The following is a 17,009-nucleotide window of genomic DNA, read 5'->3' on the forward strand; positions in this document are numbered from 1 at the left end:
TTGCGGACGCTTTCCTCCTCGTCTTCCTCCTCGTCATGGCCGGGCTTGACCCGGCCATCCATCCTGCTGCAACTAGCGGATGAGAGACGTGGATGTCCGGGCATGACGAAATGTATACTTCGCCGTCCCTACTCCGCCGCATCCCCCAACAGCTTGCGCATCGCCTGATAGCCCTGCTGCTGCTGGCTCCAATTGCGGCCGCCGGTGATGGCGCCGTCGATGACGAGATCATGGCCGTTGATGAAGCTGGCTTCGTCGCTGGCGAGAAACACCGCCGCGTAGGCGATGTCGTCGGGCAGGCCGGCACGCGGAATCGGCTGCGCCGTGGCATAGGCGTTGCGGATCGTCTCCGGCGTCTTCTCGGCGGCCTCGGTCGACAGACCGAGCGCCTTGCCGAAGATGCCGGTGGCGATCAGTCCGGGCGAGATCGAGTTGACGCGCACGCCGGACTCGCCGAGCTCCATCGCCACGCATTTCGTCAGATGGATCACGGCGGCCTTCGCCGTGCTGTAGACCACCGAGGTCGAATAGCCCGCGAGCCGGCCGGCGATCGAGCCGTTGTTGATGATGCTGCCGGCGCCTTGCCGCTTCATGTGGGGCGCGGCGTATTTCATGCCGAGCATGACGCTGCGCACCAGCACCGCCATGGCCTGGTCGAAACGATCGGCATCGAGCCCTTCGATGCCGCCGGTCTGCGCCGGGCCGCCGGCATTGTTGAACACGCAATCGAGCCGGCCGAAGCGCTCGGCCGCGCCATCGATCAATGCCCGCATCTGCTCGTCGACGGTGACGTCGGTCTGCTGGAAAACGCAGTCCGCTCCGAGTCGGCGCGCCAGCGCCTCGCCCTCGGCGCTGCGCCGGCCTGCAACGACGACTTTCGCCCCCTCGGCCACGAAGATCTCCGCCGTCCGCAGCCCGATCCCGCTGGTCGCGCCCGTGATCACGGCGACCTTGCCCTCCAACCGTCCCATTCCCTGCTCCTTCCGTTGTTGCTGCGTGCTCATTCTTGGCGACGGAATAATAAGCGCCTGAGTTCCGCCGCGGAACCATCATCGTGCGCGCCAACCTGCAACACACGCAAGGCGGCTTCCATCAACCGGACAAATTACCGCCACGTCGGCCTTAATTTGGTTGCGCAGTTGAGGCTCATGGATGTCCATGACGCGACTCATCGACGACATCAAGCGGATCTGGCGCGGCGAGCAGCAGCCTTCCCTGACATGGAGCTGCATGTTTGCAGCGATGTGCCTGCTCGCAGCTACGGCGATCCGCTACGGCATGGCGCATCTGCGGCCCGACGTGTTCTTCACGCCCTACATGGCGGCCGTCTTCTTCGCCACCGCGATGGGCGGATCGGGCGTCGGCCTGGCAACGGCGATCGCAGGCGCAGCGCTCGGCCTGACGCTCGATTTTGGCGGCGGTCCGGCCGATGGCGCCCGGCTCGCGCTGATGGCGATGTATATGGTCGTGGCGATGCTGGTGATCTGGGGCGTCGATCACTACCGGCGCCTGGCCGGCAAACAGCGCGAGATCGCCCGGCGCCTCGCCCAGGAGGAGCAGTATCGCAAGCTCCTGGTCGACGAGCTGCATCACCGGCTCAAGAACAAGACCTCGACCATTCACGCCGTGCTGCATCAGGTGCTGTACGACCAGCCGCAGGTGTGGAGCCGCATCGACCAGCGCATCCGCGCGCTCGCGACCGCCGACGACCTGATCGCGCGCGCCGACGGACAGGGCTGCGACCTGAAGGATCTGCTGGTCTCGGAGCTCGGGCCATATGGCCATGTCCGCTTCGAGCTCAACGGCCCGCCGCTGTTCCTGCCTGCCAAGCTCGCCGTCAGCCTCGCTTTGATCTTTCACGAGCTTGCGACCAATGCCGGCAAGTACGGCGCCTTTGCCTCGCCGCGCGGCTTCCTTCAGGTGTCGTGGACGATGCAGGAGGACCGCCTCGATCTGACCTGGGACGAGGCCGGGGGTCCACCGATCGGTCCGATCGGCAAGCCCGGTTTCGGGAGCAAATTGCTGAAGTCCGTGCTGTCGTCGTTCGATGGCAGGACCGAGACCAGGTTTCTCGAATCCGGCCTTCACTGCACCTTGCAGTGTCGCGTGCCACCGAACTGAACCGGCCGCCGGGCGGCCATTGCTGCCTACGACTTTCGCCGCATGCGTGCGGCCGCGTCGCTACTCCGATTCACGAACGGTTAATGACGCCGCGGCACAAAGCTCCGTCATTTCCAATACTTGGCTCGCGCGTTCCGTGTTTCTACGTAGCGCTTAACTAAAATGAAGCGGGAACTTTGCACAATCGGCGCATGTACAGCAGCGACCGATTCAACTTTTCCCCCGGGCCGAACGAGGGGCTGGGCTCGACCGAGGCCGAGCTGCGCTTCCTGCGTAGCGTCCTCAGCCAGCTGCCGTCGGGCGTCACGGTCCAGGACGAGCACGGTCGCTTTCTGCTGGTCAACGACACCGCCGCCGTTCAGCTCGGCGCCGCCGCCAACAGCATCGACGGCCTCTCGGCGCCGCATCTCCATAACCGGCGCACCGCCTGCCGCGAGATCCTCGGCCGGGGGCGAACGGTGATCGGCGAGGAAAAAGTGGCAGGCGAGCGCGGCGCGCAGACCCTGCTGACCGCGCATCGACCGGTCCGCATCGGTGACCAGGTAGTCCTCATCTCCAGCTCGGCCGACATCAGCGAGCAGAAGGAGTTCGAGGACCAGCTTTTTCGGGCCGCCTATTACGACGAGCTGACCGGCCTGCCGATGCGCCGCGTGGTCGAGCATCGCGCCGACCATCTGGTCCGGCGCGGCCGGGTCGACGGACGCTTCGCGCTCGCCTTTCTCGATCTCGATAATTTCAAATACATCAACGACTATTACGGCCACGCCACCGGCGATGCGCTGCTGGTCGAGCTCGCCAAGCGTATCAGCCGCGACCTGCGCGAGTCGGACCTGCTGTCGCGTATCAGCGGCGACGAGTTCCTGCTGCTGCTGCATCCGATCGAGCGCGCCGAGGAGGTCGCCGAATTCCTCCAGGACATGGTGAACCGCCTGAACGCGCCCTTCTTCATCGACGGCGCCGAGGTATTCGCCTCGGCGTCCGTTGGCGTCAGCCTGTTTCCCGAGCACGGCGCGAGCTACGACGTGCTGCGCCAGAACGCCGATCTCGCGATGTATCGCGTCAAGAACGGCGGCAAGGGCGCACTGGCCTTCTTCTCGAGCGCAATGGAGCACGAGGCGCTGGCGCGCATGAAGGTCGAGCAGTCGCTGCGGCTCGCGATCCTCGAAAAGCGCTTCTGCTGCGCGTTCCAGGCCAAGGTCGACATCCGCACCGAGGAGATCAAGGGCATCGAGGCGCTGGTGCGCCTGCGCGACAATGAAGGCGTGATCCAGGCTCCCGGCTCCTTCATCAATCTCGCCGTCGAGCTCGGCCTGATCGACGAGCTCGCCCATCTCGTGCTGGCCGAGATCGTCAAGTCGATCGATCTGATCAACGACGCGTTTGGACCCGAGGCGACGATCAGCATCAACGTCGCGGCAAAACAGGCGTCGAATCCGGAATTCATGCAGCCCTTCGCCCGGGCGATTGCAGCAACCGGCTTTCCCAAGCGGTTCATGATCGAGGTCACCGAGGACGCGTTCGTGACTCGCAGCCATTTCCAGGACGAGATCGTGCCGCTGCTGCGCGGGATCGGCGTCGGCATCTCGATCGACGATTTCGGCATCGGCTATTCGTCGCTGTCGGCGCTCGCCGACATCACGGCGGACGAGATCAAGATCGACCGTTCCTTCATCACCGACATTCATAAGCGGCCGCGCAGCCAGGGCATCCTGCGTGCGATCGAATCCCTGAGCGAGGCTCTGGGCATGACGGTAATCGCCGAGGGCATCGAGTCGTTCGAGGAGCTCGCCTATCTGCAGGCCGCGACCAAGATCCGCTATGCGCAGGGCTACTACTTCTCGCGTCCGATCTTCCTCGAGGAGCTGAAGCCGGCGGCCCCGCTTGCAAGCGAAGCGCGCATCAGTCTCGCCAGTCGCCCTGTGCAGGAAAATCGCCAGGCCTATGCGCGCAGCAGCCGCTATCGGCGCTGAGTTTTAGGAGGAAAAGCCCTCGGCCCGAGGAATGAGCCGTCACGGGGTGCCGCCGAAAGCGCCTTGACCCAGGCCGAGCCTGCACACTATCAGTTGCAGACAACAGCCGCCGGTAGCTGGGAGGAAGGCTCGTGAAGACGTCACATATTCTCAAAGGCATTGTTTCATCGCTGACTGCAGCCCTGCTGGCCACCGCCGCCCAGGCCGACGATCTGAAAATCGCTCTCATCTACGGCAAGACCGGCCCGCTCGAGGCCTATGCCAAGCAGACCGAGGCCGGTCTTCGCCTCGGCTTCGAATATGCCACCAAGGGCACCAACATGATCGACGGTCGCAAGATCGTCATCATCACCAAGGACGACCAGGGCAAGCCCGATCTGTCGAAGGCCGCGCTGTCCGAAGCCTATCAGGACGACGGCGCCGACATCGCGATCGGCACGACCTCCTCCGCGGCGGCGCTCGCGGACCTGCCGGTCGCCGAGGAGAACAAGAAGATCCTGATCGTCGAGCCGGCGGTGGCCGACCAGATCACCGGCGAGAAGTGGAACCGCTACATCTTCCGCACCGGCCGCAACTCCTCGCAGGACGCAATCTCCAACGCGGTCGCGATCGGCAAGCCCGGCGTCACGGTCGCCACCCTGGCGCAGGACTACGCCTTCGGCCGCGACGGCGTCGCTGCCTTCAAGGAGGCGCTGGCCAAGACCGGCGCGACGCTGGGCGCCGAGGAATATGTGCCGACCAGCACCACCGACTTCACCGCCGTCGGCCAGCGCCTGTTCGATGCGCTCAAGGACAAGCCGGGCAAGAAGATCATCTGGGTGATCTGGGCCGGCGCTGGCGATCCGCTCACCAAGCTGCAGGACATGGATCCCAAGCGCTACGGCATCGAGCTGTCGACCGGCGGCAACATCCTGCCGGCGCTCGCCGCCTACAAGCGGCTGCCCGGCATGGAAGGCGCCACCTACTATTATTATGACATTCCCAAGAACCCCGTGAACGACTGGCTGGTGGCAGAGCACCAGAAGCGCTTCAACGCACCGCCGGACTTCTTCACCGCGGGCGGCTTCTCCGCGGCGATGGCGGTCGTCACCGCCGTGACCAAGGCCAAGTCGACCGATACCGAGAAGCTGATTGCGGCGATGGAAGGCATGGAGTTCGATACGCCGAAGGGCAAGATGATCTTCCGGAAAGAGGATCACCAGGCGCTGCAAAGCATGTATCACTTCCGCGTCAAGGTCGATCCGAACCTCGCCTGGGCCGTCAACGAGCCGGTGCGCGAGATCAAGATCGACGAGATGACCGTCCCGATCCGCAACAAGCGCTAGACGCTGACATCCGTGCCCGGCCCTCGCGCCGGGCACGTTGGCGTTGGTATTGAGACAGCTGGCGACATGGCCCTCACCCTCGAAACCCGTGACCTCACCATCCGTTTCGGCGGTCATGTCGCGGTCAATAGTGTCAGCTGCAGCTTCCGCCCGGGCGAGCTGACCGCGATCGTCGGGCCCAATGGCGCCGGCAAGACGACCTATTTCAACCTGATCTCCGGGCAGCTGCGTGCGTCCTCCGGCTCCATCCTGTTCGATGGCAAAGACATCACCACTCTCTCAGCGCCGCTGCGCACCCGCGCCGGCTTGGGACGTGCGTTCCAGCTCACCAACCTCTTTCCCAATCTTAGCGTCGAGGAGAACGTGCGGCTCGCCGTGCAGGCGCAGAGCGGCGTGCACTATGACCTGCTCCGCCCCTGGATGGCGCGGCGCGACCTGATTGCGCGCGCGGACGCGATCCTCGACCAGGTCGCGCTCGGCGGCCGCCGCAGCGTCACCGCGACGACGCTGTCGCATGGCGACCAGCGCAAGCTCGAGGTCGCGCTGATGATGGCGCTGGAGCCGAAGGTTTTCATGTTCGACGAGCCGACCGCCGGCATGAGCATCGACGAGGTGCCGGTCGTGCTCGACCTGATCGGCAGGCTCAAGCAGGACAAGAGCAGGATCATCCTGCTGGTCGAGCACAAGATGGACGTCGTGCGCTCGCTCGCCGACCGCATCATCGTGCTGCATAACGGCCAGCTGGTCGCCGACGGCGAGCCGGCGGAGGTCATCGCCTCGCCCATCGTGCAGGAAGCCTATCTCGGCGTCGCGCCGCGGAGCGCGGCATGAGCACGCTACTGAAGCTTGCGGGCGTCGAGACCTATATCGGACGCTATCACATCCTGCAGGGCGTCGACTTCGAGGTGCCCGAGGGCCAGACCACGATGCTGCTTGGCCGCAACGGCGCCGGCAAGACCACGACCTTGCGCACCATCATGGGGCTGTGGCAGGCGAAGACCGGCACCATCACGCTCGCGGGCGAAGCGATCGAAAAGCTCGCGACGCCCGACATCGCGCGGCGCGGCGTCGGCTACGTGCCCGAGAGCATGGCGGTGTTCTCCGACCTGACGGTCAAGGAGAACCTGGTGCTGGCGGCGCGCAACGGTCCGCTCGACGATGCCCAGCTCGCCTGGATCTTCGGCTTCTTTCCAGCCCTGAAGAAGTTCTGGCTGTCGCGCGCCGGCAGCCTGTCCGGCGGCCAGAAGCAGATGCTGTCGATCGCGCGCGCGATCGTCGAGCCGCGCAAGCTGCTGCTGATCGACGAGCCGACCAAGGGCCTGGCGCCGGCGATCGTGGTATCGCTGATCGAATGCCTCAAGGAGATCAAGCGCCGTGGCGCCACGATCCTGCTGGTCGAGCAGAATTTTCACGCCGCGCGCGAGCTCGGCGACCAGGTGCTGGTGATGGACAACGGCACCATCGTCCATCGCGGCGAGATGGCCGCGCTCGCGGCCGACGTGCCGCTGCAGGAGCGCCTGCTCGGCCTCAGCCTGGAGGCGCATCAATGAGCGAGATCGCGGCAACCGATGCGCTGCCCAAGCCGAAGCGCGACATCGCGCCGCTGCTGCTGCCGGTCGTGCTGGCGCTCCTGATGATCCCGCTGGTCGGGTCAGCGAGCTCCTGGGTTACCCTGACGGTTGCGAGCCTCGCGATGGGCATGATGATCTTCATCATGGCCTCGGGCCTGACGCTCGTATTCGGCCTGATGGACGTGCTCAATTTCGGCCACGGTGCCTTCATCGCCGTCGGCGCCTACGTTGCGACCCTGGTGCTGCTGCCGCTGGCGGGCTGGGCCCAGTCCGACTCGCTGCTGACCAATCTCGCCGTCCTCGTCCCGGCTGCGCTGCTGTCGATGGGCGTGACCGGCGCGCTCGGCCTGGTCGTCGAGCGCGTGCTGGTGCTGCCGGTCTACGGCCAGCACCTCAAGCAGATCCTGATGACCACCGGCGGCCTCATCGTTGCCGAGCAGACCCTGTATGCGTTGTTCGGCCCGCAGATCATTCCCATGCCGCTGCCCACGGCGTTGCGTGGATCCTTCATCATCGGTGACGTCGCGATCTCGAAATACCGGTTGCTGGCCATGCTCGTCGGCTTCGCGATCTTCGTCGCCATCGAGCTGGTGCTGAACCGGACCAAGATCGGCCTGTTGATCCGCGCCGGCGTCGAGAACCGCGAGATGGTCGAGGCGCTCGGCTATCGCATCCGCCGCCTGTTCCTCGGCGTGTTCATGACCGGCTCGGCGCTGGCCGGCGTCGGCGGCGTGATGTGGGGGCTGTATCGCGAGCAGGTGCATGCCTCGATCGGCGACGAGCTCACCGTGCTGGTATTCATCGTCGTGATCATTGGCGGGCTCGGCTCGATCACCGGCTGCTTCATCGGCGCGATGCTGGTCGCGATGGTTGCCAACTATGGCGGCTTCCTGGTGCCGAAGCTCGCCCTCGTCTCCAACATCCTGCTGATGGTCGCCGTGCTGATGTGGCGGCCGCGCGGCCTCTATGCGGTGACCAGCCGATGATGATCCTGTCCGGCGACCCACCGCGCAGCCGCGCGCTGTCCATCCTGCTCACCGTCATCATCCTGGCACTGCTGGCGACACCCTTCATCTTTCCTGGCGCCAAGGCGCTCAACGTCGCCGCCAAGATCTGCATCTTCGCCGCGCTGGTCGCGTCCTACGACCTGCTGCTGGGCTACACCGGCTCGGTGTCGTTCGCGCACACGATGTTCTACGGCATCGGCTCCTATACGATCGCGATCGCGCTCTATGGCCTCGGCCCCAATTGGACCGCGGTCGCGGTCGCCGTCGCGGCCGGGCTGCCGCTCGCATTGCTGCTGGCGCTCGCGATCGGCCTGTTCTCCCTGCGGGTCGAGGCGATCTTCTTTGCCATGATCACGCTCGCGGTCGCCTCGGCCTTCCTGGTGCTGGCGTCGCAATTGTCGTGGCTGACGGGCGGCGAGGACGGCCGCAGCTTCCAACTGCCGGAGCTCCTGCGCCCGGGCACCGTGTTCATCAGCAAGGACTGGTTCGGCTTCCCGATCAACGGACGCATCCTGACCTATTACCTGGTGCTGTCGGTCTGCGCACTGATGATCCTGGCGCTGCTGCGCGTCGTCAACTCGCCGTTCGGCCGCGTGCTGCAGGCGATCCGCGAGAACCGCTTTCGGGCCGAGGCGCTCGGCTACCGCACCGTCTTCCATCTCACCTATGCCAACTGCATCGCCGCTGTCATCGCGGCGTGCGCGGGCATGCTGAACGCGCTGTGGCTGCGCTATGCCGGCCCCGACACCTCGCTCGCCTTCTCGATCATGCTCGACATCCTGCTGATGGTGGTGATCGGCGGCATGGGCACGATCTATGGCGCAATCATCGGCGCGGCGATCTTCATCCTGGCGCAGAACTATCTCCAGGCCCTGATGGGCATCGCCTCGACCGCGGCGGCGGACGCCGGCCTGCCGCTGCTGCCGGGCCTCCTGCATCCCGACCGCTGGCTGCTGTGGCTCGGCCTCCTGTTCATCGCCAGCGTCTATTTCTTTCCGACCGGCGTCGTCGGGCGCCTCCGCAACAAGCCGGGCGCGACACGCTGAGCTGCAAGTACCCTTAAAATTCCGCGCTGCGGCGCCGCCGCAGCTTTGGCCGCACGGTATTCGCATGCGGAAATTATCGTTTGCCGCGAAGTTTCGACGCGCCCTTAAGCGACGGCTAACCGCATTTCCTAACCGGTCCGGCACCAGTGCCTTGTTATCAAGCTTGCTTGCAACAAGTCATTTCCTCCCCGGGTCGATCAAGGCATGCAGGGCGCAGCAGACACGTCAGGGACCGGCGGTAGCGAGCCGGAACGGATTGGCACGTCCCTCTGGCGCGGTCCGGTGCCATGGCTGATCGCGTGCGGCGCGCTTCTGACCGCAGCGATCGTCATCGGGACGATCGTCATGGCCAGCGGCTTTCGGACACGTGCGATCGCCAACAACGAGCGCGAGCTCGAAAATACCGTGCTGCTGTTGAGCCGGCATTTCGCGCAGCAGTTCGAAGATGCCGAGACCGCGGTGTCGCATGCGATCCACCGCATGCAGCTCGGGTCGATCGGTTCGCCGGAGGCGTTCCGGACCGAGATGGCAAAACCCGAGATCAGCGAGATGCTGCGGTCTCAGGTCAGTGGCCTGTCCTATATGGGAGACCTCACGATCATCGACGTCGACGGCAATTTCGTGAACTGGTCGTCCAACGACCCGCTGCCGGCCATCAACGTCGCGGACCGCTCCTACTTCAAGGACCTGCAATCGGCATCGCGGCCGGACAGCTTCGTGATCCTGCCGGTCATGAGCCGCGTCACCGGCGGCTGGGCGACCATCGTCGCGCATCGCCTGAACGGCCCGAACGGGGAATTCCTCGGCCTCCTGACCCGCCGGGTGGATCCGCACACCTACGAGACGTTCCTGGAATCGATGGCTCTCGGGAAGGGCTCGTCGATCATGCTGGTCCATTCCGACGGCGCCGTGCTGGCGCGCTACCCGCACGCCGAATCCCTGATGGGCGCCAGGATCGGGAACGACGAGCTGCTGAAGGGGGTCGCGGAGAGTGGCCTGCGCACGACCCTGCTCACGAGCTCCGTCGACAACCTGGAGAAGATCGCGTCCGCCTCCAGGATCGGGCGCTTCCCGCTCGTCATCTCGGCCAATAGGCTGGTCGACGATGCGCTCGCGGACTGGCGATCGCAGATGGTGCTGCTCGTAGGTGCGGCGATGCTTGCGATCGCGGTCATCGCCCTGACGTTCAGCCTGATGATCCGGCAGATCGTGCGACAGGGGCGTGCGGCAACGCGTCAACTGGAGACCGAGAAGCAACGGGTCGAGACTGCGCTGGACAACATGACGCAGGGGCTGATCTCGTTCGACGCGAACGCATGCGTCGTGATGTTCAATCAGCGCTTCATCGACCTGCTCGGCCTGTCCAGAGACGCGATCAGGCCCGGTGCCCACCTCAGCGAGGTCATCGCGCACTGCAAGGCGCGCGGATCCTTCAACGGCGACGTGACCGACTTCTGCGCCGACATCATCGACAGAGCCGCAGCAGGCGGCACCTCGCAGATGATCGCGGAGGGCGGAGCCGGACGCTTCTTCAACATCATCGACAAGCCGCTGGCGTCGGGCGGATGGGTCACGACGATCGAGGACATCAGCGAGCATCGCAGGATCGAGCAGGAGCGCGACCGCAACTACGCATTCCTGCGCGAGATCATCGACCACATCCCGTCACACATCATGGTCAAGGACGTCCGCGACCGCCGCTACGTGCTGGTCAACCAGTCGACCGAGCAGCGCTTCGGCGTGCCACGCGACGAGATCGTCGGCAAGACGGCGTTCGACCTGCTGCCGCGACCGGTCGCGGAAAAGGTGACGGCGGACGACGACCGGGCTCTGGAGCAGTCGGACGGGCTGTTTCTCGCCGAACATCCCTGGCAGAGTCCGGGGCTGGGCTTGCGCTACATCACATCGCGGCGCATCGCCGTCGCGGATGATGCACAGCGGCCGCGCTATCTGATCAACGTGATCGAGGACACCACGGAGCGGCGGCTGGCCGACGAGAAGATCGCCCATCTCGCACATTTCGATGCGTTGACCGAGCTGCCGAACCGCGTGCTGTTCCAGGAGCGCATCGACGATGAACTGGAACGCGTGCGCCACGGCACCTTCTTCGCGCTGCTCTACATCGATGTCGACGAGTTCAAGGGCATCAACGATTCGCTCGGCCATCATGTCGGCGACGAGCTGTTGAAGACGATCGCGCGCCGCATCGAAAGCTGCCTCGCGCCGGAGGATATGGTGGCCCGGCTCGGCGGCGATGAATTCGCCGTGCTGCTGACCACCGTTGCGGACCGGGACGAGGTCATCGTGGCCGTGAAGGAGATCCTCGACGCGATCCGCGAGCCCTATAAATGCCTGGGCCACCAATTGTCGACCGACGCCAGCATCGGCATCGCGCTGGCGCCCCAGGACGGCGTCGAGCGCGACCAGCTGACCAAGAATGCCGACCTCGCAATGTATGCCGCCAAGGCCGGCGGCCGCCGCACTTTCCGTTTCTTCGAGCCGGCGATGGATGAAAACGCGCGCGCGCGGCTGCAGTTGCAGCAGGACCTGCGCCGGGCGATCACGGAAGGCCAGTTCGAGCTGCACTACCAGCCGCTGCTCGGCTTCAGCGAGAACGTCATGACCGGCTGCGAGGCGCTGTTGCGCTGGCGTCATCCGGAGCGAGGGATGGTGCCGCCGCTCGACTTCATTCCGCTCGCCGAGGACACCGGGCTCATCAACGAGATCGGCGACTGGGTGTTACGCACCGCCTGCGCCGAGGCCGCGCATTGGCCCGCCGACATCCGCATCGCCGTGAACGTCTCGCCCGTGCAGCTCAAATCGCCGACCCTGGCGCTGCGAATCGCAGGCGCGCTGTCGGCGGCCGGCCTTGCGCCCGAACGGCTCGAGGTCGAGATCACCGAGGCGGTGCTGATCAGCGACGACGACGCCGCGCTCGGCATCCTGCACCAGTTGCACGACATGGGCGTGCGCATCGCGCTCGACGATTTCGGCACCGGCTATTCGTCGCTGAGCTATCTAAAGCGGTTCCCGTTCGACAAGATCAAGATCGACCGCTGCTTCGTCAGCGACATCGGCGCCGGCAGCTCGTCGGCGATCGTCCAGGCGGTGGTGAGCATCGCCGCCGCCAGCAACATGACGACCACGGCCGAAGGCGTCGAGACCGGGGCGCAGCAGACGGCGCTGCGCCAGCTCGGCTGCACCGAAATGCAGGGCTATCTGTTCAGCGCCCCGAAGCCGGCGGCCGAGTTGCGCAAGCTGTTTGCCCTGGAGGCGGCGGCAGGGGGCCTGCAGGTCGCCGGCTGAGCCGGCTCGACGGCACGGTCCACGCCCGGCCGCCCCGGCCGTGGCTGCGGCGCGAGGCCACGCAGATTTCGACGACCGGCCCGCTACCGGCCTCGGCGCGGCGTTCCTATATCCGGAGCGGCAACAACGGAGTTGGCAGGTCGTCATGCAGCCGGTTTCCTTGCTTCTGAACATCCTCTGGATCCTGTGCGGCGGCGCCTACATGGCGTTTGGCTGGCTGGTCGCCGCGGTCGTGATGGCGATCACGATCGTCGGCCTGCCCTGGTCCCGCGCCGCCTTCAACATCGCCGCCTATACGCTGCTGCCGTTCGGCTCGCGCGCGGTCCGCCGCGACGAGCTCACCGGCATGGAGGACGTCGGAACCGGCGTTCTCGGCCTGCTCGGCAACATCATCTGGTTCGTGCTGGCCGGCTGGTGGCTGGCGCTCGGCCACCTCCTGACCGCAATCGTGCTCGCGGTGAGCATCATCGGCCTGCCCTTCGCCTGGGCCCATCTGAAGCTCGCCGGGCTCGCCTTGTGGCCGATCGGCAAGACCATCGTGCCGGCGTAAGGCGGTCGGCGGGAGCGGGCCGGCCGCGCCCCCCGCCGAACTGCCCGCGTGCCTCGCGGCGCGAGCGGCCGTCCGCCCGGTCCGGGAGCATCCAAGGCCGTTGCCGTCGCCGGGGCAATCGGCTAAACGATTTGCCGTACGCACCCGTAGCTCAGCTGGATAGAGCGTTGCCCTCCGAAGGCAAAGGTCACACGTTCGAATCGTGTCGGGTGCGCCACTCAATCAATAGCTCTCTCGGAAGTCGGGAAGAGCCCGCGACACATCCCCCGCAGCTACTGACCGTATTTTGCGTTCAGCGCCAAAGGCGCCTTCGCCCCGATTGGATTTGGTCGTCAGAAGCCAAGTGATGTGCTTGAATTGCGTAGGCGTCCGGTGAAGGCCACGGGCCGAGCGACTGCTCTGGACGGTCTGGAGCGGCTCGATCAGGCGGCGGCCGATGTCTGGGCGGCCTGCCAGCCCAGGGAAGCAGATCGGCGAGCTTGCTGGCCGGATGGTCGGGTAGCTTGGCGAGGACGTCGGCGAGCCAAGCCTGCGGGTCGACGTTGTTGAGCTTGGCGGTCTGGATCAGCGTGTAGATGGCGGCAGCGCGGCGGCCGCCTTCGTCGGAGCCGGCGAAGGTCCAATTCTTGCGGCCGAGGGCCACGGCGCGCAGCTCGCGCTCGGCCGTATTGTGAACACCTCCCAGCGCTTGAGGCTGTAGTCGATTGCTTTTGCGGTCTCGCTCTTGCCGGACAGCTTGGTACGGCGTTCGCGCAGGAAGCCGTGGAGCTCGTCGACGAGTGGGCGGCTGCGTGCGTCGCGCACGGCTTTGCGTTCGTGAGCCGGTAGACCGTTGATCTCGCGTTCGATCGCAAACAGCGCGTCGATCTTCGCGATCGGCGCCTTCTTCAGCCGTGCGATCTCAAAGAACTTGCGCCGTGCATGCGCCCAGCAGCCGACCTCGATGATCGGGCCCGGCTTGCGCGCAGCCGTGCAGCCCGTATTTGGCGAACAGGATGTGCGCCAACAGGCGCGGTCCCGCTCGTCCGCGCGAGATCGGATGGAACGGCGCCGGCGGCTGCGTGATCGCCTCGCAGGCGCGGCAGGAGAACTTCTCCCGTACATGCTGGATCACCTTCCACTGAGCGCCAGACCGTCGAAGCCCTTGCGCATGTCGGTATGGCCTGTCGCAAGCCAGACCCGGGTGCCGGAGGGGATCGGGATCGTCATCGCGAACCCGCCTGGAGCGCCGCGATCACCGCGGTCACCGTCGCGACATCCGCCGCGCCGCTGATCCGGATCTTGGCCTCCGCCCCGAGCTCTACTTCGATCAGCCCCTGCGTTGGAGCTGCCGCCGCGTGAGGATCGGCTGCGATCGTCAAGGCAGCGAAACCCGGCGCGGCAGCCTCCTTGCCGCATAGCTGCTGGCGCCAGCGAAACACCTGGCTGGAATGCACCCCGAACGCTCGCGCCCCCCCAGGATCGTCGCTCCCGGTTCTAACGCTGCAGCAACGACACGCTTCTTATCGGCCCGCGACCAATGCCGCCGTCGCCGCTCCGACGTGATCACTTCCACTTCCACTTCCGCTTTAGCCATAGGATTGGCTCCAGGACTAGTCCTATGGCTTCAACAAGCGTCAGCTCCGACGCAAGGCGGCCGTCGCCGGGGGCTTACCTTGCTCGCGGAAAACCGCGGCCGCTGCTCGCCGACCGTGAACGGTTCGAGCGCAACTATCAGGAGTGGCTCCTTGCGGTCGGCTGCACACATCCTCAAACGTCGAGTTAGGTCGGCACGAGACTGCAGCTAAAGACTAGTTTGCCAGTCCACACGAACGCAAACGACCCACCAGCTCGATCGATGGCAACGATCGACCGTCGAACTTCGCGGGCGCCGTGAGTGCGAGACCACCAGGTGGGATGCTTCAGCCTGCAGCGGCGGCAATGGCCCAGCGCGATCTGGCCTCCCGTATCAATTCTGGCAGATTTGCAATCGTTCGGTGCATGTGGGCTTCCAGGCGTGCGCACGCGCGCGCGGCGTTCTGGCTGCGGACGCCGTCCGCGATATCAAGACAGTCACGGAGCTCGGAGTCCGGATCGGCGTCTTGGGAGATGACGAGGCATCGAATATACCGGCTGCGGTCGTTGAAGTTTTTTATCATTCGCAGCATCTCCTCGTTCCTCGATATCTGCGCGATCTGCTCGAACACACCCTCGATGGCGGCAGCATAATGCTTGGCGCGATTCCTTGCCGAATTCGCGGGCGGAAGCGCCGCCATTCTCATCGCGCTTCGGCCAAAGCGTACGGCCGACGATGGCTCCAAAGCCTTCCTGAGATTATACGCGAGCACCAGCCGAGCAAACTCATAGAGGTCCTGCAGCTCCGCTGCGTCCGGGACCCTCGAGAAGAAGCCTCGCTTCGGAACGATATCAATCAGCCCCTCGCCATGAAGACGCTCGAGAGCTTGTCTCACCGGTGTCGCACTCGCCCTGACATAGTCAGCAAGCTCGTCGATGCGCAGGTGCTCGCCTGGCAAAATGATCTTCGACTCCGACGTCAACTCGTAGTGTGTGACCAATTCCTTGATTCGGGCGTAGGCAACATCGACTCGATTGAATTCGCTGTCCATATCGATACCTGCTGCGCTAGGATTGCTGATCCGGCGGGCTTGAGCCGAAGGCTGCGCGGCGCGTCGCGCGCTCATGCGACGCGTCGCTCATTGCGCTTTCTGCTCACGATCGATCGCCGAGTGCCGCCGGGTGTCGCGCATGGTGAGATAGACGACGAGAGAGGTCGCAATGCAGCCGGTGAGGTAGAAATAGAACCAGCTTTCGTGACCGATCGACTTGAACCAAAGCGCGATCGACTCTGCCGTGCCGCCGAAGATCGAAACGGTCAATGCATATGGCAGCGCTACGCCCGTTGCTCGAATTGCAGTTGGGAACAGTTCGGCCTTGACCACCGCATTGATCGAGGTATAGCCGGATACGATCAACCACGCCGCCGCGATCAGGAGGAATGCGGTGAACGGGTCGTGGACTCCCTGCAGCGTGTTCAGAAGCGGAATCGTGAACAGAGTTCCGCCCAGTCCGAACCCGATCAACAGCCATTTGCGTCCGATGCGATCGGAAAGGGCGCCATAGAGCGGCTGCAGCACCATTGCGAAGATCAGGCTACAGGCCGTGACCATGGTCGTTTGATCATCGGTCAGCTTGACGGAGAGCTTCAGGTATTTCTGCATGTAGGTGGTATAGGTGTAGAAGGCCGCAGTCCCCCCCATTGTTAGTCCAACAACAAGCAAGACTTCGCGTCGGAACTGACCCAGCGCGCGCAGCGAACTCCCCTGTCTTGCCGACTTCGCGCGGGTGAATACATCCGTTTCGTGCAGGTTGCGGCGCATGACGGCGGCCACGACGGCCAGCAGCGCGCCGATGACGAACGGAATACGCCAGCCCCATCCACGAAGCTGCTCCTCCGTCAGAAGCACCTTCTGCAGGACCAAGAGAACGACGATCGCGCAGAGCTGGCCGCCAATCAACGTCACATATTGGAAGCTGGAATAGAATCCGCGGTTCTTTTCGTCCGCGACCTCGCTCAGGTAAGTTGCGCTGGCGCCATATTCACCGCCTAGGCTAATTCCCTGCACGATTCGCGCGAAACCAAGCAGGACCGGCGCCGCAAAGCCGATCGACGCATAGGTGGGCGTCACGGCGATGATCAGCGAGCCGAAGCACATCATCAAGACCGACAAGGTCAAGGCATTACGGCGGCCATGATGATCTGCAAAATGGCCGAATAGCCAGCCTCCGAGTGGGCGGACAAGAAAGCCGGCGGCAAACAGCAGCGCGGCGTTCAGCTGCTGCACGACCTCGTCGCCCTCAGGAAAAAACGATTTGGCGAAATACAACGCAAACGCGGCATAGGCGTAGAAGTCATACCATTCCACCAGATTTCCGACCGAGCCGACGAAGATCGCGCGCAAGCGGCTACCCATCCCAAGGCCGTCACGGCGTGCTTCATCGGCGGCCGCAACGAGGGTGGGGATGATAGCTCGCTCAAACTTCATGGCGTCCTCCGAGTGCACGTTTTCTTAGGCTCTAAGGCCAATCGTGCTCATGCCTGAGCAACCCGCGTGC

At 64.8% G+C, this 17,009-nt stretch carries 13 protein-coding genes, 1 tRNA gene and 1 pseudogene; 10 read left to right on the forward strand and 5 right to left on the reverse strand.

Annotated elements, in window-relative coordinates; all coding sequences use genetic code 11:
- Window positions 1–128 precede the first annotated feature (128 nt).
- Window positions 129–971, reverse strand: a complete 843-nt coding sequence (locus QX121_RS12935; protein WP_315812114.1) for an SDR family oxidoreductase — start codon at window positions 969–971, stop codon at window positions 129–131.
- Window positions 972–1,152: 181 nt separating this feature from the next.
- On the opposite strand from QX121_RS12935, the gene QX121_RS12940 reads away from it, so the two are divergent.
- From QX121_RS12940 to QX121_RS12985, 10 genes are all read left to right on the forward strand, one after another.
- Window positions 1,153–2,121, forward strand: coding sequence for a sensor histidine kinase (locus QX121_RS12940; RefSeq protein ID WP_315735382.1), 969 nt, complete (start codon window positions 1,153–1,155; stop codon window positions 2,119–2,121).
- Between the two features lie 191 nt (window positions 2,122–2,312).
- The gene (locus QX121_RS12945; RefSeq protein WP_315797244.1) at window positions 2,313–4,091 is read left to right on the forward strand and encodes a putative bifunctional diguanylate cyclase/phosphodiesterase; all 1,779 of its coding nucleotides are present in this window, start codon (window positions 2,313–2,315) and stop codon (window positions 4,089–4,091) included.
- A 131-nt stretch (window positions 4,092–4,222) separates the two neighbouring features.
- Window positions 4,223–5,416, forward strand: a complete 1,194-nt coding sequence (locus QX121_RS12950) for a substrate-binding domain-containing protein (RefSeq protein ID WP_315773241.1) — start codon at window positions 4,223–4,225, stop codon at window positions 5,414–5,416.
- A gap of 66 nt (window positions 5,417–5,482) precedes the next feature.
- Window positions 5,483–6,247, forward strand: a complete 765-nt coding sequence (locus tag QX121_RS12955) for an ABC transporter ATP-binding protein (RefSeq protein WP_315773242.1) — start codon at window positions 5,483–5,485, stop codon at window positions 6,245–6,247.
- Window positions 6,244–6,966, forward strand: coding sequence for an ABC transporter ATP-binding protein (locus QX121_RS12960; protein WP_315773244.1), 723 nt, complete (start codon window positions 6,244–6,246; stop codon window positions 6,964–6,966). Before QX121_RS12955 ends, QX121_RS12960 begins: the two co-directional genes overlap by 4 nt.
- Window positions 6,963–7,973, forward strand: coding sequence for a branched-chain amino acid ABC transporter permease (locus QX121_RS12965; protein WP_315773245.1), 1,011 nt, complete (start codon window positions 6,963–6,965; stop codon window positions 7,971–7,973). Before QX121_RS12960 ends, QX121_RS12965 begins: the two co-directional genes overlap by 4 nt.
- Window positions 7,970–9,040, forward strand: a complete 1,071-nt coding sequence (locus tag QX121_RS12970; protein ID WP_315812115.1) for a branched-chain amino acid ABC transporter permease — start codon at window positions 7,970–7,972, stop codon at window positions 9,038–9,040. Before QX121_RS12965 ends, QX121_RS12970 begins: the two co-directional genes overlap by 4 nt.
- 204 nt (window positions 9,041–9,244) lie before the next feature.
- Window positions 9,245–12,346 (forward strand): EAL domain-containing protein, encoded by a 3,102-nt coding sequence (locus QX121_RS12975; RefSeq protein WP_315812116.1) that lies wholly within the window; start codon window positions 9,245–9,247, stop codon window positions 12,344–12,346.
- 145 nt (window positions 12,347–12,491) lie between these two features.
- Entirely contained in the window at window positions 12,492–12,896 is a 405-nt protein-coding gene (locus QX121_RS12980) for a YccF domain-containing protein (RefSeq protein WP_315773251.1), read from the forward strand.
- A 140-nt stretch (window positions 12,897–13,036) separates the two neighbouring features.
- Window positions 13,037–13,113: transfer RNA gene (locus tag QX121_RS12985), tRNA-Arg, on the forward strand.
- Window positions 13,114–13,188: 75 nt separating this feature from the next.
- On the opposite strand, the pseudogene QX121_RS12990 reads toward QX121_RS12985, so the two are convergent.
- The 4 genes and pseudogenes from QX121_RS12990 to QX121_RS13005 all read right to left on the reverse strand — a co-directional run.
- Window positions 13,189–14,019, reverse strand: a pseudogene (locus QX121_RS12990) (transposase); the annotation flags it as partial.
- Between the two features lie 82 nt (window positions 14,020–14,101).
- Window positions 14,102–14,332 carry a hypothetical protein gene (locus QX121_RS12995; RefSeq protein ID WP_315784290.1) on the reverse strand — a complete coding sequence of 77 codons (231 nt, stop codon included), beginning with the start codon at window positions 14,330–14,332 and terminating at the stop codon, window positions 14,102–14,104.
- A 465-nt stretch (window positions 14,333–14,797) separates the two neighbouring features.
- Window positions 14,798–15,577: a GntR family transcriptional regulator gene (locus QX121_RS13000; protein ID WP_315812117.1), complete on the reverse strand. Its 780-nt coding sequence runs from the start codon at window positions 15,575–15,577 to the stop codon at window positions 14,798–14,800.
- Window positions 15,578–15,589: 12 nt separating this feature from the next.
- Entirely contained in the window at window positions 15,590–16,867 is a 1,278-nt protein-coding gene (locus QX121_RS13005; RefSeq protein ID WP_315812193.1) for an MFS transporter, read from the reverse strand.
- Between the last annotated feature and the right edge of the window lie 142 nt (window positions 16,868–17,009).

This window comes from Bradyrhizobium sp. SZCCHNR2028 (genome assembly GCF_032380995.1).
In the GTDB taxonomy this organism is placed as follows: Bacteria; Pseudomonadota; Alphaproteobacteria; order Rhizobiales; family Xanthobacteraceae; genus Bradyrhizobium.

Excerpts from the sequence above, each read along its gene's own strand:
- QX121_RS12935 (WP_315812114.1), bottom strand. The coding sequence starts at position 971 with ATGGGACGGTTGGAGGGCAAGGTCGCCGTGATCACGGGCGCGACCAGC.
- QX121_RS12940 (WP_315735382.1), top strand. The coding sequence starts at position 1,153 with ATGTCCATGACGCGACTCATCGACGACATCAAGCGGATCTGGCGCGGC.
- QX121_RS12945 (WP_315797244.1), top strand. The coding sequence starts at position 2,313 with ATGTACAGCAGCGACCGATTCAACTTTTCCCCCGGGCCGAACGAGGGG.
- QX121_RS12955 (WP_315773242.1), top strand. The coding sequence starts at position 5,483 with ATGGCCCTCACCCTCGAAACCCGTGACCTCACCATCCGTTTCGGCGGT.
- QX121_RS12960 (WP_315773244.1), top strand. The coding sequence starts at position 6,244 with ATGAGCACGCTACTGAAGCTTGCGGGCGTCGAGACCTATATCGGACGC.
- QX121_RS12965 (WP_315773245.1), top strand. The coding sequence starts at position 6,963 with ATGAGCGAGATCGCGGCAACCGATGCGCTGCCCAAGCCGAAGCGCGAC.
- QX121_RS12970 (WP_315812115.1), top strand. The coding sequence starts at position 7,970 with ATGATGATCCTGTCCGGCGACCCACCGCGCAGCCGCGCGCTGTCCATC.
- QX121_RS12975 (WP_315812116.1), top strand. The coding sequence starts at position 9,245 with ATGCAGGGCGCAGCAGACACGTCAGGGACCGGCGGTAGCGAGCCGGAA.
- QX121_RS12980 (WP_315773251.1), top strand. The coding sequence starts at position 12,492 with ATGCAGCCGGTTTCCTTGCTTCTGAACATCCTCTGGATCCTGTGCGGC.
- QX121_RS13000 (WP_315812117.1), bottom strand. The coding sequence starts at position 15,577 with ATGAGCGCGCGACGCGCCGCGCAGCCTTCGGCTCAAGCCCGCCGGATC.
- QX121_RS13005 (WP_315812193.1), bottom strand. The coding sequence starts at position 16,867 with ATGGGTAGCCGCTTGCGCGCGATCTTCGTCGGCTCGGTCGGAAATCTG.